Annotated in this window: 18 protein-coding genes; 9 read left to right on the top strand and 9 right to left on the bottom strand. The window is 60.5% G+C overall.

Features of this window, described 5'->3' with window-relative positions; genetic code table 11:
- Positions 1-152: 152 nt before the first annotated feature.
- From ND528_RS26895 to ND528_RS26875, 5 genes are all read left to right on the top strand, one after another.
- Positions 153-950: a MetQ/NlpA family ABC transporter substrate-binding protein gene (locus tag ND528_RS26895; protein ID WP_016772222.1), complete on the top strand. Its 798-nt coding sequence runs from the start codon at positions 153-155 to the stop codon at positions 948-950.
- Positions 951-1,614: 664 nt separating this feature from the next.
- Complete coding sequence (locus ND528_RS26890; protein WP_129998359.1) at positions 1,615-2,280, top strand: amino acid ABC transporter permease; 666 nt, start codon at positions 1,615-1,617, stop codon at positions 2,278-2,280.
- Positions 2,261-2,920 (top strand): amino acid ABC transporter permease, encoded by a 660-nt coding sequence (locus ND528_RS26885; RefSeq protein WP_071174043.1) that lies wholly within the window; start codon positions 2,261-2,263, stop codon positions 2,918-2,920. The genes ND528_RS26890 and ND528_RS26885 overlap by 20 nt, the downstream gene beginning before the upstream one ends.
- Entirely contained in the window at positions 2,917-3,699 is a 783-nt protein-coding gene (locus ND528_RS26880) for an amino acid ABC transporter ATP-binding protein (protein ID WP_263471637.1), read from the top strand. Before ND528_RS26885 ends, ND528_RS26880 begins: the two co-directional genes overlap by 4 nt.
- Positions 3,696-4,568, top strand: a complete 873-nt coding sequence (locus ND528_RS26875) for a transporter substrate-binding domain-containing protein (protein WP_263471636.1) — start codon at positions 3,696-3,698, stop codon at positions 4,566-4,568. Before ND528_RS26880 ends, ND528_RS26875 begins: the two co-directional genes overlap by 4 nt.
- A 111-nt stretch (positions 4,569-4,679) precedes the next feature.
- On the opposite strand, the gene ND528_RS26870 is transcribed toward ND528_RS26875, so the two are convergent.
- Positions 4,680-5,840 (bottom strand): AAA family ATPase, encoded by a 1,161-nt coding sequence (locus ND528_RS26870; RefSeq protein WP_263471635.1) that lies wholly within the window; start codon positions 5,838-5,840, stop codon positions 4,680-4,682.
- Positions 5,841-6,034: 194 nt separating this feature from the next.
- Between ND528_RS26870 and ND528_RS26865 the strand changes: the two genes are divergently transcribed.
- The 4 genes from ND528_RS26865 (at position 6,035) to ND528_RS26850 (ending at position 13,599) form a co-directional block, all read left to right on the top strand.
- Positions 6,035-7,138 carry an efflux RND transporter periplasmic adaptor subunit gene (locus ND528_RS26865; RefSeq protein ID WP_263471634.1) on the top strand — a complete coding sequence of 368 codons (1,104 nt, stop codon included), beginning with the start codon at positions 6,035-6,037 and terminating at the stop codon, positions 7,136-7,138.
- The gene (locus ND528_RS26860; RefSeq protein WP_212615034.1) at positions 7,135-8,199 is read left to right on the top strand and encodes an efflux RND transporter periplasmic adaptor subunit; all 1,065 of its coding nucleotides are present in this window, start codon (positions 7,135-7,137) and stop codon (positions 8,197-8,199) included. Before ND528_RS26865 ends, ND528_RS26860 begins: the two co-directional genes overlap by 4 nt.
- A complete protein-coding gene (locus ND528_RS26855) occupies positions 8,196-11,258 on the top strand; it encodes an efflux RND transporter permease subunit (protein WP_263471633.1) in 3,063 nt (1,020 codons plus the stop codon). The genes ND528_RS26860 and ND528_RS26855 overlap by 4 nt, the downstream gene beginning before the upstream one ends.
- A gap of 88 nt (positions 11,259-11,346) precedes the next feature.
- The gene (locus ND528_RS26850) at positions 11,347-13,599 is read left to right on the top strand and encodes a glycoside hydrolase (protein ID WP_263471632.1); all 2,253 of its coding nucleotides are present in this window, start codon (positions 11,347-11,349) and stop codon (positions 13,597-13,599) included.
- A gap of 1 nt (position 13,600) precedes the next feature.
- Here ND528_RS26850 and ND528_RS26845 read toward each other — a convergent pair whose 3' ends face one another.
- From ND528_RS26845 to ND528_RS26810, 8 genes are all read right to left on the bottom strand, one after another.
- Complete coding sequence (locus ND528_RS26845; RefSeq protein ID WP_130912085.1) at positions 13,601-14,227, bottom strand: class I SAM-dependent methyltransferase; 627 nt, start codon at positions 14,225-14,227, stop codon at positions 13,601-13,603.
- 105 nt (positions 14,228-14,332) lie between these two features.
- Complete coding sequence (locus ND528_RS26840) at positions 14,333-14,689, bottom strand: DUF6124 family protein (protein WP_041477463.1); 357 nt, start codon at positions 14,687-14,689, stop codon at positions 14,333-14,335.
- 313 nt (positions 14,690-15,002) lie between these two features.
- Positions 15,003-15,647, bottom strand: a complete 645-nt coding sequence (locus tag ND528_RS26835) for a methionine ABC transporter permease (RefSeq protein WP_039756400.1) — start codon at positions 15,645-15,647, stop codon at positions 15,003-15,005.
- Entirely contained in the window at positions 15,637-16,758 is a 1,122-nt protein-coding gene (locus ND528_RS26830) for a methionine ABC transporter ATP-binding protein (protein WP_130912084.1), read from the bottom strand. Before ND528_RS26830 ends, ND528_RS26835 begins: the two co-directional genes overlap by 11 nt.
- 2 nt (positions 16,759-16,760) lie before the next feature.
- A complete protein-coding gene (locus ND528_RS26825) occupies positions 16,761-17,570 on the bottom strand; it encodes a MetQ/NlpA family ABC transporter substrate-binding protein (RefSeq protein WP_263471631.1) in 810 nt (269 codons plus the stop codon).
- An 85-nt stretch (positions 17,571-17,655) separates the two neighbouring features.
- Positions 17,656-19,047 (bottom strand): LLM class flavin-dependent oxidoreductase, encoded by a 1,392-nt coding sequence (locus ND528_RS26820; RefSeq protein WP_263471630.1) that lies wholly within the window; start codon positions 19,045-19,047, stop codon positions 17,656-17,658.
- The gene (locus ND528_RS26815) at positions 19,047-20,240 is read right to left on the bottom strand and encodes an SfnB family sulfur acquisition oxidoreductase (RefSeq protein ID WP_137215050.1); all 1,194 of its coding nucleotides are present in this window, start codon (positions 20,238-20,240) and stop codon (positions 19,047-19,049) included. The genes ND528_RS26820 and ND528_RS26815 overlap by 1 nt, the downstream gene beginning before the upstream one ends.
- 27 nt (positions 20,241-20,267) lie before the next feature.
- Positions 20,268-21,509: an SfnB family sulfur acquisition oxidoreductase gene (locus ND528_RS26810; protein ID WP_137215051.1), complete on the bottom strand. Its 1,242-nt coding sequence runs from the start codon at positions 21,507-21,509 to the stop codon at positions 20,268-20,270.
- Between the last annotated feature and the right edge of the window lie 122 nt (positions 21,510-21,631).

Raw genomic sequence — 21,631 nt, 5'->3', positions numbered from 1 at the left:
TGAACAAAATGGAATATGAAGCTGAATAAACGTTATTGTCCGGGAATAAAAAATACGGGTATTGTCCGCCTCACGCCAGCGATATCACTTCACTGGCACACGTATTAAATGCCGTCGTCGATGACGACCGTGATTTTCGATAAGGACACTGCATGAAAAAGGTTCTGTTGTTTACCGCATTGGCGGCTGCTCTGACGGCTTCTTTCGCCAATGCCGGCGAGAAACTGGTGGTTGCCGCAACGCCGGTGCCCCACGCTGAAATCCTTGAGCTGATCAAACCGACCCTGGCCAAAGAAGGCGTGGATCTGGAAATCAAGGTCTTCACCGACTACGTGCAACCGAACGTACAGGTTGGCGAGAAGCGTCTCGACGCCAACTACTTCCAGACCCTGCCGTACCTGAATAGCTTCAACCAGGGTAAATACAAGGATGACAAATCCAAGTACCTGGTGACCGTGCAGGGCGTGCACGTTGAACCGTTCGGTGGTTACTCGAGCAAGTACAAGACCCTGGCTGAACTGCCGGACGGCGCAACCATCGCCATCCCCAACGAAGGCAGCAACAGCGGCCGCGCCCTGATCCTGCTGCAGAAGGCCGGTCTGATCGAATTGAAAGATCCGAAAAACGCCTTGGCAACGCCGAAGGACATCGCCAAGAACCCGCACAATTTCAAGTTCAAGGAACTGGAATCGGCCCTGCTGCCGCGCGTACTGAAAGAAGTTGATCTGGACATGATCAACACCAACTACGCCCTGGAAGCCAAACTCAACCCGCAGAAAGATGCGCTGGTGATCGAAGGCGCTGACTCGCCGTACGTGAACTTCCTGGTGGCCCGTGAGGACAACAAGAACAGCGACGCGATCCAGAAACTGGCCAAGGCGCTGACCAGCCCGGAAGTCAAAGCGTTCATCGAGAAGAAGTACAGCGGCGCGGTGTTGCCGGCGTTCTGATCTGACTTGAGTGAATCTGCTTCAGATGCAAAAACGCCGATGGCCTTGATGGTCATCGGCGTTTTTGTGTGTGCGTTAAAAAGCCCCTCACCCTAACCCTCTCCCAGAGGGAGAGGGAACCGATACGGGGATATTCGAGAGATACGCCGACCTGAACGTATCGCTCTGAATCCAGCATCGCTGAAGCCCAGCCAAGCCATAATCGCCAAGATCTTCCAGGTCGATGTACAACGCGAGACACCTCGGTCGGCCCCCTCTCCCTCCGGGAGAGGGCTGGGGTGAGGGGCTTTTGATTTACGCTGTGGTCTTCAACGCCCGTCTCAACGCCACCAGCAATTTCACAATGTCCTGCGGATCCAGCCGCTGCGGTACTTTTACGTCCATGTCTTTCTTCCTTGTGGTGAATGGGCCGGAGAGTCTGGCCAAAAGCTGTGGTTCCTTGGAGGTCTTTCGTGAAAAAAAGATCCGTCCTACAGCGCAAAGAAAAATAGCCGTCTTATTCCTTCCCGGCAAACCCACAGGATAGTTTTTTGGGTGATATCAATATGCTTTAACGGTATTTAAATTCTTGTTTTTATACCTATAAAGTCAGTGCCTGCCGGACAGCCATCCGCCGTCCATGGATTGCATCATCGCCGCTTACCAAGCAGCGTCAGGACGCTTCATGACTTTCGACTACGCCTTTATCCTCAGCACCTTGCCGGCTTTTCTCAAAGCCGTCGGCGTGACTCTGCAGGTCGGTTTGATCGCGATCGGCACTTCGCTGCTGGTCGCGCTGCTCAACGCGACGATTCTGGTGTTTCGCACGCCATACCTGCAGAAAATGGTCGGCCTCTACGTAGAGCTGGCGCGCAACACGCCGTTGCTGATTCAACTGTTCTTCGTCTACTTCGCGTTGCCGGCAGTGGGGATCCAGGTTTCCGGTTTCACTGCGGCAATCATCACCATGACTTTCCTTGGCGGCGCCTATCTCACCGAAGTGCTGCGCGCCGGCGTCGATGCGGTGCCCCAGGCACAACTGGAATCCGGGCGGTCGATTGGCCTGTCCCACGGCCAGTTGCTGCGCTATGTGATCCTGCCGCAGGCGGGGATTCTCAGCCTGCCTTCGCTTTTCGCCAATTTCATTTTCCTGCTCAAGGAAACCACCGTGGTCTCGGCGGTAGCGGTGCCGGAAATCCTCTACACCACCAAAAGCTACATCGCGCTCTATTACAAAACCTACGAAATGCTCGCCGTGCTGACGCTGATCTGCGTGCTGTTGTTCTTGCCGCTGTCGCTGTTGCTCAGCCGTCTGGAAAGGAGGCTCCAGCATGGCCAGTTCGGGTCTTGAACTGCTCTGGGTGTCGTTGCCGCAACTGGCAAAAGGCGCCGGGCAAACCCTGTCGATCTCGTTTCTGAGCATCGCCATCAGCACGATCGGCGGCGTGTTCTACGGTGTGTTGCGCACGTTGAACGTCACGTGGCTGAACGCGATTTTGCGCATCTATCTGGAGCTGTTCCGGGCAATACCGGTGCTGGTCTGGTTGTATCTGCTGTTCTTCGGTTTGCCGATTTTCTTCGGCCTGAGCCTGCCGAGCTTCTGGTGCGCGGTGCTGGTGCTGTCGCTGTGGGGCGCCAGCGAGGTCGGTGAGGTGGCGCGCGGTGCGCTGCATTCGTTGCCGCGCGGGCAGCGCGAAGCTGGGCTGTCGATTGGCCTGAACGCCGCGCAGCTCTATGGCTACGTGCTGCTGCCGCAAGCGCTCAAGCGCATGACGCCGCCGACCATCAACGTCTATACGCGGATCATCAAGACCAGTTCGTTGGCGGTGCTGATCGGCGTGGTCGATGTGATCAAGGTCGGCCAGCAGATCATCGAGCGCACCTACGAATCGGTACTGATCTACGGTGCGCTGTTCCTGTTTTTCTTTTTCATCTGCTACCCGTTGTCGGCCGCCTCGCGCGTGCTGGAGCGGCGCTGGACGCAAGCATGAGCGCACTGATCGAGTTTCACGGTTTCAATAAATTCTATGCCGCGCAGCAGGTGCTCAATGGCATCGATCTGCAAGTGCAGAGCGGCGAAGTGGTGGTCATTCTCGGACCCAGCGGTTGCGGCAAAAGCACTCTGCTGCGTTGCCTCAATGGCCTGGAAGAGGCGCACAGCGGCAGTCTGAAATTACTTGGCCGCGAACTGCTGGACAAGGCGACCGACTGGCGCGAAATCCGTCAGCAGATCGGCATGGTCTTCCAGAGCTATCACCTGTTCCCGCACATGAGCGTTCTGGACAATCTGCTGCTCGGCCCGCTCAAGGTGCAGAAGCGTCAGCGCCGCGAAGCGCAACAGCAGGCCGAAGCCTTGCTTGAGCGTGTCGGCCTGCTGGACAAGCGCGATGCTTTCCCGCGTCAGCTCTCGGGCGGCCAGCAGCAGCGCATCGCCATTGTCCGATCGCTGTGCATGAATCCACGGGTCATGCTCTTCGACGAAGTCACCGCTGCCCTCGACCCGGAAATGGTCAAGGAAGTGCTGCAAGTCATTCAGGGTCTAGCTCGCGAAGGCATGACCCTGCTGATCGTCACTCACGAAATGGCCTTCGCCCGCGCGGTGGCCGACCGCATCGTGTTCATGGATGCCGGGCGCATCCTCGAACAATCCCCACCCGAGATTTTCTTTACGAACCCGCAAACCGCACGCGCGCAGCAGTTTCTGGAGAAGTTCTCCTTCGTTGCCACATCGCCAGAATCGAATCCGAAAAAGGAACTGGAACTGCTATGAAAACTGCCGCTTTGTTACTGCCCCTGCTCAGCCTCGCCTTGCTTGCCGGTTGCGGTAAGACCGAAGAGCCACCAAAGCCGAAAGTCGCCAGCGAAAGCCCCGCGCCGGCCGGTTATCTGGACAAGATCAAGGCCCGCGACAAATTGATCGTTGGTGTATTTACCGACAAGCCCCCGTTCGGTTTCGTCGATGAGGCCGGGCGCTACGTCGGCTTCGACACCGACATTGGCCGGCGCTTCGCCAAGGATCTGCTCGGCGACGAAAACAAGGTCGAGTTCGTCGCCGTCGAGCCGGCCAGTCGCATTCCATTTTTGCAGAGCGACAAGGTCGACCTGATCCTCGCCAACATGACCGTCACCCCGGAACGCAAGGAAGCGGTGGAATTCACCAACCCGAACCTCAAGGTGGCCGTGCAGGCGCTGGTGCCGCAGGGCAGTTCAGTGAAAAAACTGGATGATCTGGCGACGCGCACCACGATTGTCACCACCGGCACCACCGCGGATATCTGGCTGACCAGGAACCACCCGGACTGGAAACTGCTCAAGTTCGAGAAGAACTCCGAATCGCTGCAAGCCTTGGCCAATGGTCGTGGCGATGCTTACGCGCAGGACAATCTGGTGCTGTTCAGCTGGGCCAAGCAGAACCCGGGCTATCGCGTGCTCGAGGAAAAGCTCGGAGCCGAGGCGCCGATTGCGCCGGCCGTGAAGAAGGGCAATCTCGAGTTGCGTGACTGGGTGAATACCGAGCTGGCCAAATTGGGCGAGGAGAAATACCTGCTCAAGCTGTATGACCAATATGTGCGCAAAGAACTGAGCGATGACACCCGGCCTGAGAGTGTGATTGTTGAAGGAGGCAAGTGGCAGGGCTAGTGCCTTGATTCAGCGGTGACGCTTGAATCGCTTTCGCGAGCAGGCTCGCTCCCACATTCGACCGCGTACGATTGTGGGAGCGAGCCTGCTCGCGAATTTTTCAGTCACCGCTCAATCCGGCCAATGCCACGCCGGCTCATCCAGCACCCGCTGCCCGACAATCCCGGTCTGCCCCAGCGTCTTCTCCAGCACGATGCAATTGCATTGCGGATCTTCCTGCAACGCCGAAATAAGGCGCCGTGCATGGGATACCACCCACACCTGACACTGCTCCGAAGCGCGAATGATCAAGCGCGCCAGCGCCGGCAGCAAGTCCGGATGCAGGCTGGTTTCCGGTTCGTTGAGCACCATCAGCGTTGGCGGTCGCGGGGTCAGCAACGCCGCAACCAGCAGCAGATAACGCAAGGTGCCGTCCGACAGCTCCGCCGCTGACAATGGCCGCAACAAGCCTTCCTGATAAAACTCGATAGCGAAGCGTCCACCCGCCAACGGCGCGATGTTCAGCCGCGCACCGGGAAAGGCATCGTTGATCGCCGCTGTTAACGCCTGCGGATCGCCAATCTCGATGATTGTCTGCAAGGCTGCCGCCAGATCGCGACCGTCGTGATGCAGCACCGGCGTGCGCGTGCCCAGTTGCGGCTGACGCACCGGCGCGTCGGCATCGCTGCGAAAGTGATCATAAAAGCGCCAGCGCCGGATGAATTCGCGCATCTGGAACACTTCCGGCGAGCTGCGCAGATTGCCGACCTGATCGAACAAACTGTCGAAGTTCGGCGTGTGTTGCGCCAGCACATCCCAGGTGCGACCTTCGCGGGCGCGGATCATCGGACCGTTGCGATCGACCAGCAGGCTCGCCGGGCGAAACACCGGGCCGGCCCAGATGCATTCACGCTTGATCTCCGGGTCGAGGGCAAAGCATGAAGTGCTTGGCTCCGGCAGGCCCAGGCCGATGGCGTAGCTGAAATCCTCGCCGGCGAATCCCAGTCGCAACCTTTTCACGCCGTGGCGCACGGTCGGTTCGATCGCCACTTCACCGTTGCGCATGCGCCGGCTGATGGTTTCCGGACCGGCCCAGAACGTCGAGTCCAGGCCGCCTTCACGCGCCAGCGCGTTGACCACGCCGCCCTGGGCGGTTTCCGCCAGCAGGCGCAACGCGCGATAGAGATTCGACTTGCCGCTGCCGTTCGGCCCGGTGATCAGGTTCAGACGCCCGAGCGGAATCACCAGTTTGTTGATCGAGCGGTAATTGGCCACGGCCAAGGTATAAAGCATGGAATTCCTTCTCTTCGGGCGGCCCTTGTAGGAGCTGCCGAAGGCTGCGATCTTTTGATCTTGAAAAAGCAAAGATCGCAGCCTTCGGCAGCTCCTGCACGGAAATGTTGTGATCGCTCAGGCGAACGTTGAACCCTGTTCTAAGCTCACAGTCGTATCGTCACTTGCACGTTCGTACACAGGAAGGAGTCTGCATGGCAAGTCCCGGAATGAAAACAGCAGTCATGCTGAGTCTGTTCACTTTGCTCAGCGCTTGCGGCGACAAGAAACCTGCTCAGGAATATTTGCCACGGGTCTTTGTGCAAGAGGTCGAACCGGCCAACTACGCCGCCGCGGTGACCCTCACCGGTGACGTGCAGGCGCGGGTGCAGACGCAGCTTTCATTCCGCGTCGGCGGCAAGATCATCCAGCGCATGGTCGATGTCGGCGACCGCGTCACCGCCAAACAGGTGCTGGCCAAACTCGATCCGAAAGATCTGCAGACCAACGTCGATTTCGCTCAAGCCCAAGTCGTCGCCGAACAGGCCCGCGTGAAGCAAGCGGCGGCCGCTTTCGTGCGTCAGCAAAAACTCCTGCCCAAGGGCTACACCAGCCAGAGCGAATACGATTCGGCGCAAGCCGCGCTGCGCAGCAGCCAGAGCGCATTGAGCGCGGCGCAGGCGCAGTTGGCCAACGCCAGGGACCAGCTCAGTTACACCTCGCTGATCGCCGATGCACCCGGGGTAATCACCGAGCGCCAGGCCGAAGTCGGCCAAGTGGTGCAGGCCACCGCGCCGATTTTCAGCCTTGCCCGCGATGGCGACCGCGACGCGGTATTCAATGTCTACGAATCGCTGCTGGCCGAGCGGCCGTCCGATCGCTCGATCGTGGTCAGCCTGCTCGACAACCCCGAGATCAAAACCACCGGCACCGTGCGTGAAATCACCCCCTCGGTGTCGGCGCAATCGGGCACCGTGCAGGTCAAGGTCAGCCTCGACAAGCTGCCGCCGGGCATGCAGCTCGGTTCGGTAGTGAGTGCCACCGCCAAGGGCACCGGCAAATCGGCGGTGGAACTGCCCTGGTCGGCGCTGACAAAAAACATCAGCGACCCGGCGGTGTGGCTGGTCGATGACAAAGGCGAAGCGCAGTTGCATACGGTCACGGTCGGCCGTTACCTGACCGGCAAAGTGATCATCAGCGAAGGCCTCAAGGGCGGCGAGAAAGTCATTGTCGCCGGCGGCCAGTTGCTGCACCCAGGCATGAAAGTCGAGATTGCCGAAAACACCTACAAGGATCTGCAACCCGGAGCGCAGCCATGAAGCGTCTCGGCCTGTTGTGCATGGCGCTGCTGCTGGGCGCCTGCTCGGAAAAGGAAACGCCGCCGGAACCGGTACGCCCGGTGCTTTCGGTCACGGTCAAAGCGCTCAACGAAGAAAGCCTCGGACGCTTTGCCGGGAGCATTCAGGCGCGCTACGAGAGCAACACCGGTTTCCGCGTCGGCGGACGCATCGCCAGCCGTAACGTCGATGTCGGCGCCGAGGTGCAGAAGGGCACCTTGCTCGCCACTCTCGACCCATCCGACCAGCAGAACCAGTTACGTTCGGCCCAGGGCGATCTGGCGAGGATCCAGGCGCAACTGATCAACGCCCAGGCCAACGCGCGCCGTCAGCAAGCGCTGTTCGATCGCGGCGTCGGTGCGCAGGCGCAACTGGACGTCGCCAACACCGACCTGAAAACCACTCAGGCCTCGCTCGATCAGGCGCGCGCGGCGGTCAGCCAGAGCAAGGATCAACTGAGCTACACCGAGCTGCGCTCCGATCACAAAGCCGTGGTCACCGCGTGGAACGCCGAAGCCGGGCAAGTGGTAACCGCCGGGCAACAAGTGGTGACGCTGGCGCAACCGGACATCAAGGAAGCGGTGATCGATCTGCCCGATACCCTGGTCGATCAGTTGCCCAGCGACGTGGTGTTCTCGGTGGCTGCGCAACTCGACCCGAGCATCAGCACCACGGCGATCATCCGCGAGATCGAACCCCAGGCACAAAGCGCCACGCGCACCCGCCGCGCGCGCCTGACCCTGTCGGATACGCCGGACGGTTTCCGCCTCGGCACCGCGATCAGCGTGACCCTCAGCTCGGCGATCAAGCCGCGCATCGAACTGCCGCTGACGGCGTTGCAGGAAGTCGATGGCAAACCCCGAATCTGGGTGATCGACACGCAAAACAAAACCGTCAACCCGCGCGACGTCAGTGTGGTCAGCCGTGGCGACCACAGCGTGGTGCTGGCCGGTGGCGTGCAAAACGGCGAGCGCGTGGTCAGCGCCGGCGTCAACAGTCTCAAACCCGGACAATCGGTAAAACTTGACGAGGACAGTCAATGAAAGGCTCTTTCAACCTCTCCGAATGGGCCTTGAAGCACCAGTCATTCGTCTGGTACCTGATGTTCGTCGGGCTGCTGATGGGGGTGTTTTCGTACTTCAATCTCGGCCGCGAAGAAGACCCGTCGTTCACCATCAAGACCATGGTGATCCAGACCAAATGGCCGGGCGCGACCCAGGAAGAAACCCTCAAACAGGTCACCGACCGCATCGAGAAAAAGCTCGAAGAGCTCGATTCCCTCGACTACGTGAAAAGCTACACCCGCCCCGGCGAGTCGACGGTTTACGTGTACCTGCGCGACACCACCAGCGCTGAGGACATTCCGCAAATCTGGTACCAGGTGCGCAAGAAGATTGATGACATTCGCGGCCAGTTTCCCCAGGGCATTCAGGGGCCGGGGTTCAACGATGAGTTCGGTGACGTGTACGGCTCGGTCTACGCCTTCACCGCCGACGGCCTGACCATGCGTCAGTTGCGCGATTACGTGGAACAGGCGCGCGCAGAAATCCGCAACGTGCCGGGGCTGGGCAAGATCGAAATGATCGGCCAGCAGGACGAAACGATTTACCTGAATTTCTCCACGCGCAAACTCGCAGCGCTGGGTATCGACCAGCGCCAGGTGGTGCAGAGCCTGCAATCGCAGAACGCCGTGACTCCGGCCGGCGTGATCGAGGCGGGACCTGAGCGGATTTCCGTGCGCACCTCGGGCCAGTTCGCTTCGGAAAAAGACCTCGCCGAGGTCAATCTCAAGCTCAACGATCGCTTCTATCGTCTGGCGGACATCGCCGAGATCAGCCGTGGCTACGTCGATCCGGCGACACCGGAATTCCGCTTCGACGGCAAACCGGCGATCGGCCTGGCGATTGCCATGCAGAAGGGCGGCAACGTTCAGGAATTCGGTAAGGCGCTGCACGAGCGCATCGACCAGCTCACCGCCGACTTGCCGGTGGGCGTCGGCGTGCACACCGTTTCCGACCAGGCGGTGGTGGTGGAAGAGGCCGTCGGCGGTTTCACCAGCGCGCTGTTCGAAGCAGTCATCATCGTGCTCGTGGTGAGCTTCATCAGCCTCGGCGTGCGCGCCGGTCTGGTGGTGGCCTGCTCGATTCCGCTGGTGCTGGCGATGGTGTTTGTGTTCATGGAATACAGCGGCATCACCATGCAGCGGATTTCCCTCGGCGCGCTGATCATCGCCCTCGGTCTGCTGGTGGACGACGCGATGATCACCGTAGAGATGATGGTCACGCGCCTGGAAATGGGCGAGAGCAAGGAGCAGGCGGCGACGTTCGCCTACACCTCGACCGCATTCCCGATGCTCACCGGTACGCTGGTGACCGTCGCCGGTTTCGTGCCCATCGGTCTCAATGCCAGTTCGGCCGGTGAGTACACCTACACGCTCTTTGCGGTGATCGCCGTGGCGATGATCGTCTCGTGGGTAGTCGCAGTGTTCTTTGCACCGGTGATCGGCGTGCACATCCTCAGCGCCAACGTGAAGGCGCATGATGCCGAGCCGGGGCGCATCGGTCGCGCCTTCAACGGCGGCCTGTTGTGGGCCATGCGCAACCGCTGGTGGGCGATCGGCATCACCGTGCTGCTGTTCGTGCTGGCGGTGTTCTGCATGCGTTTCGTGCAGAACCAGTTCTTCCCCGCTTCGGATCGCCCGGAAATCCTCGTCGACCTGAACCTGCCGCAAAACGCCTCGATCGACGAAACCCGCAAAGCGGTGGATAAGCTCGAAGCGACGCTCAAAGGCGACCCGGACATCGTGCGCTGGAGCACTTACATCGGCCAGGGCGCGATCCGTTTCTACCTGCCGCTGGATCAGCAATTGCAGAACCCGTACTACGCGCAGCTGGTGATCGTCAGCAAGGATTTCGAAGCCCGCGAGGCGTTGAGTCAGCGCCTGCGTGAGCGCCTGCACAAAGACTTCGTCGGCATCGGCAGCTACGTGCAGGCCCTGGAAATGGGCCCGCCGGTGGGGCGTCCGATTCAGTATCGAGTCAGCGGCAAAGATGTCGATCAGGTGCGCAAACACGCCATCGACCTGGCCACCGAACTGGACAAGAACCCGCACATCGGCGAAATCATTTACGACTGGAACGAGCCGGGCAAAGTCCTGCGCATCGACATCGCCCAAGACAAGGCGCGGCAACTCGGGCTGTCGTCCGAAGACGTCGCCAACCTGATGAACAGCATTGTCAGTGGCTCGCCGTTGACCCAGGTCGATGACGATATCTATCTGATCAACGTGGTCGGTCGCGCGGTGGATTCCGAACGCGGCACGCCGGAAACCCTGCAGAACCTGCAGATCGTCACGCCGAGCGGCACCTCGATTCCGCTGCTGGCGTTCGCCACCGTGCGTTATGAACTGGAACAGCCGCTGGTGTGGCGTCGTGACCGCTTGCCGACCATCACCATCAAGGCCTCGGTGCGCGACGAAATCCAGCCGACCGATCTGGTGAAATTGCTCAAGCCGTCGATCGATGCTTTTGCCTCGAAACTGCCGGTCGGCTACAAGGTCGCTACCGGCGGTACGGTCGAGGAAAGCGGCAAGGCCCAGGGGCCGATTGCCAAGGTGCTGCCGCTGATGCTGTTCCTCATGGCGACGTTCCTGATGATCCAGTTGCACAGCGTGCAGAAGATGTTCCTGGTCGCCAGTGTCGCGCCGCTGGGGTTGATCGGCGTAGTGCTGGCGCTGGTGCCGACCGGCACGCCGATGGGATTTGTGGCGATCCTCGGGATTCTCGCGCTGATCGGCATCATCATCCGCAACTCGGTGATTCTGGTGACGCAGATCGATGAGTTCGAGCAGAAAGGCTACGCACCGTGGGACGCGGTCGTGGAAGCGACCGAACACCGGCGCCGACCGATCCTGCTCACCGCTGCGGCGGCGAGCATGGGCATGATCCCGATAGCCCGCGAAGTGTTCTGGGGGCCGATGGCCTACGCGATGATTGGCGGCATCGTCGTGGCGACGCTGCTGACGCTGTTGTTTCTGCCGGCGCTGTATGTCGCCTGGTACAAGATCCGCGAACCGCAGAAGGATGAAAAACCGGCGCAGTGAGATAGCCCTGCGATATTTGGGAAAGGTCTGACTTACAGCGTGAGAGGACTGCGCTAACGTCCCTTCTTCATTCGAGGAGGGACGTGCCATGTCGACTGTTTCCGGCTGGTTACGCGGATGGTTGCTGCTCGCTGGCTTGAGCCTGTCGCCGGCAGCACTGGCCGAAGTGCTGCTGGAAAACCAGCTGTGGCGGGTGCAGGTCGATCCTGCGACGCTGGCGGTGCGGGTTGAATCGGCCGGCGCGCCACCAGTGCAAGCTTCGGCAGGCGTGCTGCGGCACAAGGTCAGCGACATGGTCAGGCATGGCAATCGCATTGATTGGCAATGGGACGATGGGCGCTGGTTGCTCAGTGTTGGCCTGGACCAGCGTGACCTGACGTTTTCGATTACGGCTAACTCGCCCTCGCAAATCGAGTTTATTCATCAGCCCGCCAGTGCAATGGGCCAGGCGCTGATCTGGCCGCTTGCCGAAGGGCGCTACGTGCCGCGCGGTGACCGGGCGTGGCAAAAATTCCTGGTCGCGCAGGGCGCGCTCGATACCACCCAGGACTTGAGCCTGCCGCTTTGGGGGATGGAGTACGAGAAGTTCAGCCTGCACTGGTTGCTGACCAACCCTTACAACAATCAACTGCGCTTCAAGGCCAATGGCGATGCGCTGGAGCTGTCGGCCAGGCACCGTTTCACTACGCTTGAACCCTCGAAGCCGCTGACCTTCAGCCTGTTTCTCGGCGCTGTCGATCCCTTGGCTGGCGCCAAGCGCTACAAGCAGTGGCTGGTCGAAAGCGATCAATATGAAACGTTGGCGAACAAGCTGATCAAGACCCCGCAAGCCGCCAAGCTGATCGGTGCCGCGCATGTCTATCTGTGGGGCAACGACCTGCTCGGCCCTGACGATGTGCGCAACTGGCCGCTGCTGATTGCCCGGTTGCGCGGCTCGGGTGTGCTGGTCAGTGAACTTCGGGCGGCGATGGATCCTGAAGCGCTGCGGTTGCTCGCCAGCGAGACCGTACTCAATCGCTATCAACAGACTGTGATGCTGCGCAGTCTCAATCGCGCGCTGAACACTCAGGCGCGCAAAACCTGGCAGGCGCGGGCGGTGCCGGACATGCAGGCGCTGGTCAACGGGTACGCTGAGGTGCGCGAGCAGCTGGCCGTTGTTCTGAAGGGTACGCTGGCGCCTGATCCTTCGCGCTGGGGGCGTACCTTGTCGCGGCGAACCATTGAACGCTTGCAGAGCGCTGGACTTTCGCGTTTATGGCTTGGGCTCGGCGAGGGCTGGGAAGGTGGACTCTGGCATCCCGAGGCGGTGCGCGCCGCCGTCTCTGCGGGGTATCTGATTGCCCCCTATGACTCCTACGAAACCGCGCTGCGCCGGGATGAAAATCCGGACTGGACCACTGCGCACCTGGGCGACCGGGCCAATACCGAGTGTGCGATCGTGGAGGAAAACGGTGCGCTGAAAAGCGGGTTTCAGCAGTCCGGTCACTATACCGATCCGCGATGTGTGCGACCGTTGCTTGAGCGGCGCATCGATGCAATCCAGAAGGTTGCCGGCTTTAACAGCTGGTTTCTCGATGCCTATGCCGCTGGGATGCTCTTCGACAGTTATCGTCCCGGCGCACCGATGACCCAGGCGCAGAATGCCGCGGGCAATGTTGCAGCATCGCGCTGGATCAACGAGGTGTTGCAGCTGCCGAGCGGCTCCGAGGATGGCAATGCCGCCACCGCTCGGGGAGTTCTGTTCGCACATGGCATGCAGACGCCAGTGATCGGTTGGGGCGATCGCGACATGCAGCAGCCGGGCACAGCGGACTTTGTCGTCGGCCAATGGTACCCACCGGAGCAGCCAGCGGTGTTCTTCAAACCGACCCGGTTGAAGGCTGACTACCGACGCGTTCATTTCGCCGCCGCCAGCCGTTTACCGCTGTATCAGACGGTATTCCACGGCTCTGTCATCACCAGTCATCACTGGTTGTTCGATAACCTGAAGTTGAGCGACGTGCGGGTGGAAAACGAGCTCACCCAGTTGCTCTACAACGTACCGCCGCTGTACCACCTGAGTGCGGCCAGCCTTGATCAGCGCTTGCCGTTGATCGTGCGTCAGGATCGATTCTTTCGTCCGCTGCACGAACGTCTGGCGACGCAAGCGCTGACCGCTTTTGACTGGTTGAGCGAGGACCGCCTGGTACAGCAGACGACGTTTGCCGACGGCACGCGACTGCTGGCCAATTTCGACGCCGCTCCACGCAATTGGCAGGGCCGGACGTTACCGGGACACACCCTGACTGCATTGTTCGCGGACGGCAGCGTCAGCCAATATCAGGTACAGGCAGCGCCCTGACTCAGACTTTGCGCCACACGCTCGCCAGCCAAGGCTGCTGTTCACGCGGTAAGCCCGCGGGCCGGTAGTAATGCTCCAGCTCGACGAACCCCGCCGCCGTCAGCAACCCGCGCCAGGCTTCGAGATCGTGATACGAGCCGTAGCGCGGCCCGTTCCAGCCCTCTTGGTTGTCGCCACGCGGATTGGAACTGAACAGCACGCCACCCGGTTTCAAGGTGCCGTGCAGTTGCCGTAGCACTTGCGGCAACACCTGCAACGGCACATGAAACAGCACGGCATTGGCGAAGATGCCGTCGAAGCGCTCGGCGGGTAGATCAAGCTTGAGAAAGTCCTGCTGCCAGACTTCGCAACCGCTGTCCTGGCGGGCCATGCGCGCGAATTCCTGCGAGCCATCGAGGCCGATCGCGACGTGGCCCATACGTGTAAAGGTCTGCAGATCTCGGCCCGGACCGCAGCCGAAATCGAGAATCGTCAACGGCGACTCAGACTGAATGTGGCGCAGCAAGGCCTCGATGTTCTGGCTGACATCGTGGTCGCGAGTGCCTTCGCGAAAGTCCTCGGCCACCGAGTTGTAGTGACCGAGGGTAGTGGCGGTGATCTGTTCGAGGTCGCTGGGCGTTTGCTTCATGATCGATGCTGTATTGGCGGTGTGAGGGCGGACTATAAGCTTTTTCACCGGCAAAAAAACGCCGCCTGCGCTGGGGCCAGTGCAGGCGGCGATGGGTGCCAGGCTTCAGTGCTGCTTCGCTCCCAGACAATCGATCGAGCGGTCCATCATCGCCTTGGCCATTTCCAGCAGATGCCAGACCGAGAACACCATGGCCCGATCCGCGCCCCCGAGCTGGTCACCGCATTGATGGACGGTCACCGAAGCGCAGCGCAGCAGATCGGCAACATACAGTTGGGCGTCCTCCAGCGTCACATCTTCGCTGATGCTGTAGACGCGTTTCTGCCCCGCCAACGTGACCTGATTGCCGGCCAGATGTGAGTCGACGGCGCGGCACAGTGCAGAGCGATCCTTGAGCAAATCCTCGGTGAACCGCTTGCTTGAGGTAAGGCTGAGTGGCGGATCGGCAAGATTTTTTTCCATGGGTAAACTCCTGACTTCAAGTGGGAGCCAACCATTTCGCGACTAAACGAGCAGGACGGCGGCTGCACGCGGATCAGTTGCCGGCCGGACAACTGAATCCAGTCACCGCAAAACAGTGACGACCGGAGATTAGCTACAGGATATTTCGGGTACAAGCGGGTAAATTATTCTAGGAATCGTCCTGCAAACCCGCGTGGTTCGGGCTGGCGAAAAGACAAAATTCGTGTAGGAAGCATCTGATTTTCACGAAGGGCATCGCCCAAAATACTGCGATCACATTGGCCTGGTTGATGGCCACCTGCCGCTATCGACCTTAGCGCTTATTCAGCCCCCGCGCCAGCCTGTCGCCACCCAACTGAATCACCGCCACCAGCGCCACCAGCAAGACGATCACCGTCAACATGATCTGGCTATCGAAGCGCTGATAACCGTAGCGGTAAGCGATATCCCCCAGCCCACCAGCACCAATTGCCCCAGCCATGGCCGAGGAGTTGATCATCGTCACCAGGGTGATGGTGAACCCCCCGACAATTCCCGGCAGCGCCTCGGGCAACAGCACATGCCAGACGATGTGCCAGCGTCGGCAACCCATGGCCTGCGCAGCTTCAATCAGACCATGATCGACCTCGCGCAGACTGACTTCGGCGATCCGCGCGAAGAAGGGCGTTGCGGCGATTGTCAGCGGCACCACAGCGGCCCACACGCCATACGTGGTGCCGACGATCAGGCGGGTGAATGGAATCAGCGCGACCATCAGAATCAGGAACGGGATCGAGCGGAACAGATTGACGAAGGCGCCCAGCGCACGGTTCAACAGCGGCGCTTCGTAGATCCCGCCCTTGTCGCTGGTGACCAGAATCACCGCCATGGGAATGCCCACCAGCAGCGCGATCAGCGACGACACGCCGACCATCAAAAAGGTGTCGATAAAACCCTGCAGCAAGCGATCAAACCACATAGCCCAATACCTCCACTCGTTGCGCCCATTGCCCGGCGCGTTCGCGCAATTGTCCGGCGCTGAATGTCGAGCCGCTGACGGCCAGTAAAAGCTGCCCCAGCGCATGACCCTGAATCCGTTCCACGCCGCCCTGAAGCAGCTTCACTCGGCCGCCCAACGCCGCAAATAATGCAGCCAGATCCGGTTCATCAGCGGCACCGCCGGTGAACTGCAAACGCAACACCACCGCTGCATCAGAAGCCGTGGATTGCGCCTGCAAACGGCTTTGCAATTCTTCCGGCAAGGCGTGTTGCAGTGGTGCGAGCAAGGTCTGGCTGACCTCGTGCTGCGGATTGCCGAACACTTGCCACACCGGCCCTTGCTCGACCACATGGCCATGTTCGAGGACGACGACGCGGTCGCAAATCTTGCGTATCACCGCCATCTCATGGGTGATCAGCACAATGGTCAGGCCCAGGCGTTTGTTGATCTCGCGCAACAGGCCGAGGATCGACTGCGTGGTTTCCGGGTCGAGCGCCGATGTCGCTTCATCGCAGAGCAGAATGTCCGGGTCATGCACCAGCGCGCGGGCAATGCCGACACGCTGTTTCTGCCCACCGGAGAGTTGCGCCGGATAGGCCTTGTGCTTGCTGTGCAGGCCGACCAGTTCAAGCAGTTCGCGGACCTTGTTGTCGCGCTGCTGCTTCGGCACGCCGGCGACTTTCAGCGGCAACTCGACGTTCTGCCAGACGGTCTTGGCCGACATCAGATTGAAGTGCTGGAAGATCATGCCGATGCGCCGGCGCAGGGCGACGAGGCGGTTTTCATCGAACTCGCCGATATCGACCTGATCGATCAACACCCGCCCCGACGTTGGCTGCTCCAGGCGATTGATCGTGCGGATCAGCGACGACTTGCCAGCGCCGCTGCGGCCGATGATGCCGAACACTTCGCCGCGCTGAATCGCCAGGTCGATGCCCTGCAAAGCCGCGACCGGACCTTGTCGGCCGTTGTAGGTTTTGCCCACGCCGATAAAGCGTACGTGGGCGCGATTCAGCTCGGGATGCAGCTCGGTTTTTTCAGCGTGGTGTGGCTCTGGAAACTCCAGTCGCCGTTGGATCGCCGCAGTCATGTTCAGCTTTCCCAGCCGGCCTGATAGAGCTTGCCGTGGGCCTTGTCCAGTGCTGCGCGAACGGCCGGTGAATGCTGATAGATGTCGACGAACTTGATCAGGCGCGGGTCGGTTTTGCTCTTCGGCTGGATGACGAACTGGATCACGTATTCCTTGTGATCGAGACCGTCGAACAGCAGCGCCGAGCCGGCATCGAAGGTCTTTGCCAGACGGATGTAGGCTGGATAACCCTGGACCAGATCAGCGTCGTCATAAGCGCGCACCAGTTGCACGGCTTCGACCTGAAGGATCCTGATCTTTTTCGGATTGGCGACGATGTCGTCCTCGGTAGCCTTGTAGCCGACGCCCGGTTTCAGGGTGATCAAACCGGCCTTGGCGAGCAATTGCAAACCCCGTCCGCTGTTGATCGGGTCGTTGGCGATGGCGACGCTGGCGCCTTCGGGCAGCTCATCGAAGCTTTTGTATTTCTTCGAATACAGGCCGACGTTGTTGATGATCCCCGGCGCGAATGGCACCAGATCGAAACGGGACGCGGCTTTGGCATTCTCCAGAAACGGAATGTGCTGGAAATAATTCACATCAATGTCGCCAGCGGCGAGGCTGACGTTGGGCGCGATCCAGTCGGTGAATTCCACCAGCTCGACTTTCAGGCCTTGTTTGGAAGCTTCCTCGACGGCGGCTTCCAGCGGAATGGCGAAAGCGGCAGTGGTGCCGATTTTCAACGGGGCGTCGGCGGCGAAGATAGCCGAGCTGAACAGGCCGAAGACCAGGGCCAGTGCTTTGACTGGGTGGAACAGGGTTTTCTTGGTCATGGTGGTTTTTCCAGTCAGTGCATGAATTTTGCTGTCGGGGGAGGGCCTCTTCGCGAGCAGGCTCGCTCCCACAGGGGTACGCATTTCAAATGTGGGAGCGAGCCTGCTCGCGAAGCTTCTGATGCCTGTACGAAGATCCGCTGTGTTGCTCAGGCAACTGCGCCTCACCGTGAAACAACTTCTCGCGCAAGGTCCCGCTGTCATACGCAGTCTTGTAAGAGCCGCGCCGCTGCAGCTCCGGAATCACCAGCTCAATGAAATCGACATAGCTTTCCGGGGTGACGATGCGAGTGAGGTTGAAGCCGTCCAGACCGGTTTCGGCGATCCACGATTCCAGTTCATCCGCCACTTGCTCGGGCGAGCCGACCACGGTGATGTAACGACCGCCGAGGGCGTGCTGGTCGAGCAATTTGCGCCGGGTCCAGTCATTGTTCTGCAGGTTTTTTGTTGCCGATTGAATGGCGTTGCTCTTCACGTACTGGATCGGTTCGTCGATTTCGTACTGGGCAAAGTCGATACCGGTGGAGGCGGAAAAATGCGCCACGCCGGCCTCGGCGCTGGCATAGCTGAGGTACTCGGCATGCTTGGCCCACGCTGCTTCTGCGGTGGCGCCAACGATTACATTGAGGCCCATGAACACCTTGATGTCTTGAGGATTGCGTCCGGCTTCGACGGCGCTGGCGCGGACCTTGTCGACCTGCACTTTGGTCGATGGTTTGTTCTGGCCGCTGATGAACACGCACTCGGCATGACGCCCGGCAAACAGCAAGCCGCGGTCGGAGCTGCCGGCCTGAAACAGCACCGGTGTGCGCTGCGGTGACGGCTCGCAGAGGTGATAACCCTCGACCTGATAGAACTCGCCCTGGTGCTCGACCTTGTGCACTTTGTCCGGGTTGGCGTAGATGCGCTGCTCGCGGTCGTTGAGCACCGCGCCGTTCTCCCAGCTGCCTTCCCAGAGCTTGTACAAGACCTGCAGATATTCTTCGGCCTGGTCGTAGCGGCGGTCATGTTCGACCTGCTCGTTGAGACCCATGGCTTTGGCGGCGCTGTCCAGATAACCGGTGACGATGTTCCAGCCAACGCGGCCGCGACTCAGATGATCGAGCGTCGACATGCGTCGGGCGAACAGATACGGCGGCTCGTAAGTGAGATTGGCGGTCAGGCCAAAGCCGAGGTTTCTGGTGACGGCTGCCATCGCTGAAACCAGCAGCAGCGGATCGTTGACCGGCAACTGGATCGACTCTTTCAGCGTGACGTCGACCGAGTTCTGGTAGACGTCGTAGACGCCGACGATGTCAGCGATGAACAAGCCATCGAACAATCCGCGCTCAAGCAACTGCGCCAGTTCGGTCCAGTATTCGATCGTGTTGTAGCGCGTCGAGGTGTCGCGCGGATGGGTCCACAGGCCGTGATTGATGTGGCCGATGCAGTTCATGTTGAACGCGTTGAGCAGAATCTTCTTTTTCGCAGCGCTCATCAGATCGTCCCTCGCAGCGGAGGGTTTTCATCGTTGAGGTAGTAATTGCCCACGGCGTGATACTTCCAGCGCACCGGGTCGTGCAGGGTGTGCACGCGAGCGTTGCGCCAGTGCCGGTCGAGGCCGTGTTCGCTCAGCGTCGCCTGACTGCCGGCGAGCTCGAACAGCGTGCTGCCAGCGGCGAGGGAAATTTCCGTGCTGATCGCCCGCGCTTCGGCAACTGCTATCGACGCGGCGGCGACAGTTTCGGCATTGGTTTCAGCTTGCGCGGCATCGAGGAATTCACCGGCACGTTCGAGCAAGGCTTCGGTGGCGTGCAGACGAATGCTCAAGTGGCCGAAGCTCTTCAGCGTCAGCGGATCGTCGGTAGCCTTGTCGTTGCCCGAATCGATCCACGGACGGGTCTTGCTGCGCACGAAGTGCAAAGCGTCTTCGTAAGCGGCGCGGGCGATGCCGGTGTCGATGGCGGCGTGGAGAATCTGCGCCAGCGGGCCGACCGTGGTCGGGCGTTCGAAAGCGCTCTGGAACGGCAGCACGTCTTCGGCCGCTACATACACATCTTCGAACACCACCGAGCCGCTGCCGGTGGTGCGCTGGCCGAAGCCGCTCCAGTCGTCGATCACCGTCAGGCCCTTGCTCTCGCGCGGGACGAAGGCCAGATGTTGCACGCCGTTTTCATCGACCACCGACGTCGGAATGCGCTGCGCGTAAATCGCCCCGGTCGAGTAGAACTTGCGACCGTTGATGCGATAACCAGCGCCGTCGCGTTTGAGACTGGTGACACGATCATGAGCGGTTTTGGTACCCAGTTCCGCCAGCGCATTGCCGAAGCGCTGGCCGGCGAGGACCTCGGCGTACAGGCGCTGTTTCTGTTCATCGCTGCCATTCACGCGCAGCACTTCCAGTGCGTAGAAATGGTTCTGCGGAATCTGCCCGAGCGAGCCGTCGGCCTGAGCGATGAGTGCGATGACTTTGGCCAGGGTGACGTTGGATACGCCCGCGCCGCCATATTCTTTCGGCACGCTGATGCCCCACAGGCCGGAGCGGGAAAACACTTCCAGCTCGGCCAATGGCAGGCGGCGTTCGCGGTCGCGCAGGGCGCTGTCGCGTTTGAAATCTTCGGCCAGGTCGCTGGCGACGATCAGGGCTTGCTCATCGCTGGTGATGAGCGCGACGTGATGGGAAAGCGTCATAGGGGGTTCTCCAGATGACTGGTCGTCTCAGATCCAGGAATGGCGAGCCGGCAAAGTGCCGTTCAGGCGATAGGCGCCGACCGCGTGATATTTCCAGCGCACCGGGTCGTGCAGGGTGTGCACGCGGGCGTTGCGCCAGTGGCGGTCGAGATTGAATTCGGCGAGGGTCGCGCGGCTGCCGGCCAGTTCGAAGAGCTTTTCGCTGGCCAGCAGCGAGATCTCGGTAGTCAGTACTTTTGCTTCAGCCACGGCGATCGAAGCGCGAGCAGCGGACTCAGCTGTGAGTGGCGCCGCGTGAACCTGATCAAGCACTTGCCCGGCCTTGCGCAGCAGCGCTTCGGCGGCGTGCAGTTCAATTTTCAGTTTGCCGATATCGGCAATCACGTAGAGGTCATCGCTGGCGCGCTCGACCTTGGCGTCGATCCATGGCCGTGCGCGGGTTTTGACGAAGTCGATGGCGTCGTCGATGGCACCACGGGCGATGCCAGCGTCGATGGCCGCTTGAATCAGCTGCGACACTGCGCCCTGGGTGTTCGGCTTGTCGTTGATCTTCCAGTTGTCGATGACCAGGCTCGACTCGACGCGCACGTTGTTCAGCAGGATCGTGCCGCTGGCGGTGGTGCGCTGGCCGAAGCCCGACCAGTCATCGACGATGCGCAAACCCGGCGTGCCGCGCCGGACGAAGGCCAGCACCTGTTTACCGTCATCGTTCAGCGCTTTCACCGCGACCCAGTGCGCAAACAGCGCGCCGGTTGAATAGAACTTCTGGCCGTTGATCACGTAATCGTCGCCGTCGGCGCTGATTCGCGCCTTCAGTTCCAGGGTGTTTCTGGTGCCACGTTCCGGGCCGGCATTGCCGATGCGCCAGCCTTCCAGAACGCTCTGGAAAAGCTGTTTTTTCTGCGCTTGGGTGGCGCTGCCGAGCACCAGATTGATGATGCCAAACTGGTTCTGCGGGATCTGCCCGAGGGCCGGGTCGGCGGCGGAAATGATCGCGAATACTTCAGCCAGCGTAACGAACGAAACCTGTGGGCCACCGTATTCGCGCGGGATAGCAATGCTGCCCAGACCGCTGCGGGTGAACTGCTCAATTTCTGACCAAGGCAGCTTGCGCTGACGGTCGCGTTTGGCCGCCTGCACGCGGGCGATCTGCGCCAGGTCTTGGGCTGCCTTGATCGCTTGAGCATCGTTGCGCAGTACTTGCGCGGGCAACAACAGCGGGGCGATGTCCAGATCGGACTGCACGTTGGCATCTGCAAGACTGGACATCAGTGCCGCTCCCTGGCTGCACGCAATGCCCTGGCGATCTGCACTGGGGTGATTGTGTTCCGGACCATACCTACCTCACATCTCATGAAAAACGCCGCGAAGTGCGACGATTGAAAGAATGT

It is taken from the genome of Pseudomonas mercuritolerans (assembly GCF_025706525.1).
GTDB classification, from domain to species: domain Bacteria; phylum Pseudomonadota; class Gammaproteobacteria; order Pseudomonadales; family Pseudomonadaceae; genus Aquipseudomonas; species Aquipseudomonas mercuritolerans.
This window is presented reverse-complemented; position numbering and strand designations above follow the sequence as displayed.

Excerpts from the sequence above, each read along its gene's own strand:
- ND528_RS26895 (WP_016772222.1), top strand. The coding sequence starts at position 153 with ATGAAAAAGGTTCTGTTGTTTACCGCATTGGCGGCTGCTCTGACGGCT.
- ND528_RS26890 (WP_129998359.1), top strand. The coding sequence starts at position 1,615 with ATGACTTTCGACTACGCCTTTATCCTCAGCACCTTGCCGGCTTTTCTC.
- ND528_RS26885 (WP_071174043.1), top strand. The coding sequence starts at position 2,261 with ATGGCCAGTTCGGGTCTTGAACTGCTCTGGGTGTCGTTGCCGCAACTG.
- ND528_RS26880 (WP_263471637.1), top strand. The coding sequence starts at position 2,917 with ATGAGCGCACTGATCGAGTTTCACGGTTTCAATAAATTCTATGCCGCG.
- ND528_RS26875 (WP_263471636.1), top strand. The coding sequence starts at position 3,696 with ATGAAAACTGCCGCTTTGTTACTGCCCCTGCTCAGCCTCGCCTTGCTT.
- ND528_RS26870 (WP_263471635.1), bottom strand. The coding sequence starts at position 5,840 with ATGCTTTATACCTTGGCCGTGGCCAATTACCGCTCGATCAACAAACTG.
- ND528_RS26865 (WP_263471634.1), top strand. The coding sequence starts at position 6,035 with ATGGCAAGTCCCGGAATGAAAACAGCAGTCATGCTGAGTCTGTTCACT.
- ND528_RS26860 (WP_212615034.1), top strand. The coding sequence starts at position 7,135 with ATGAAGCGTCTCGGCCTGTTGTGCATGGCGCTGCTGCTGGGCGCCTGC.
- ND528_RS26855 (WP_263471633.1), top strand. The coding sequence starts at position 8,196 with ATGAAAGGCTCTTTCAACCTCTCCGAATGGGCCTTGAAGCACCAGTCA.
- ND528_RS26850 (WP_263471632.1), top strand. The coding sequence starts at position 11,347 with ATGTCGACTGTTTCCGGCTGGTTACGCGGATGGTTGCTGCTCGCTGGC.
- ND528_RS26845 (WP_130912085.1), bottom strand. The coding sequence starts at position 14,227 with ATGAAGCAAACGCCCAGCGACCTCGAACAGATCACCGCCACTACCCTC.
- ND528_RS26840 (WP_041477463.1), bottom strand. The coding sequence starts at position 14,689 with ATGGAAAAAAATCTTGCCGATCCGCCACTCAGCCTTACCTCAAGCAAG.
- ND528_RS26835 (WP_039756400.1), bottom strand. The coding sequence starts at position 15,647 with ATGTGGTTTGATCGCTTGCTGCAGGGTTTTATCGACACCTTTTTGATG.
- ND528_RS26830 (WP_130912084.1), bottom strand. The coding sequence starts at position 16,758 with ATGACTGCGGCGATCCAACGGCGACTGGAGTTTCCAGAGCCACACCAC.
- ND528_RS26825 (WP_263471631.1), bottom strand. The coding sequence starts at position 17,570 with ATGACCAAGAAAACCCTGTTCCACCCAGTCAAAGCACTGGCCCTGGTC.
- ND528_RS26820 (WP_263471630.1), bottom strand. The coding sequence starts at position 19,047 with ATGAGCGCTGCGAAAAAGAAGATTCTGCTCAACGCGTTCAACATGAAC.
- ND528_RS26815 (WP_137215050.1), bottom strand. The coding sequence starts at position 20,240 with ATGACGCTTTCCCATCACGTCGCGCTCATCACCAGCGATGAGCAAGCC.
- ND528_RS26810 (WP_137215051.1), bottom strand. The coding sequence starts at position 21,509 with ATGTCCAGTCTTGCAGATGCCAACGTGCAGTCCGATCTGGACATCGCC.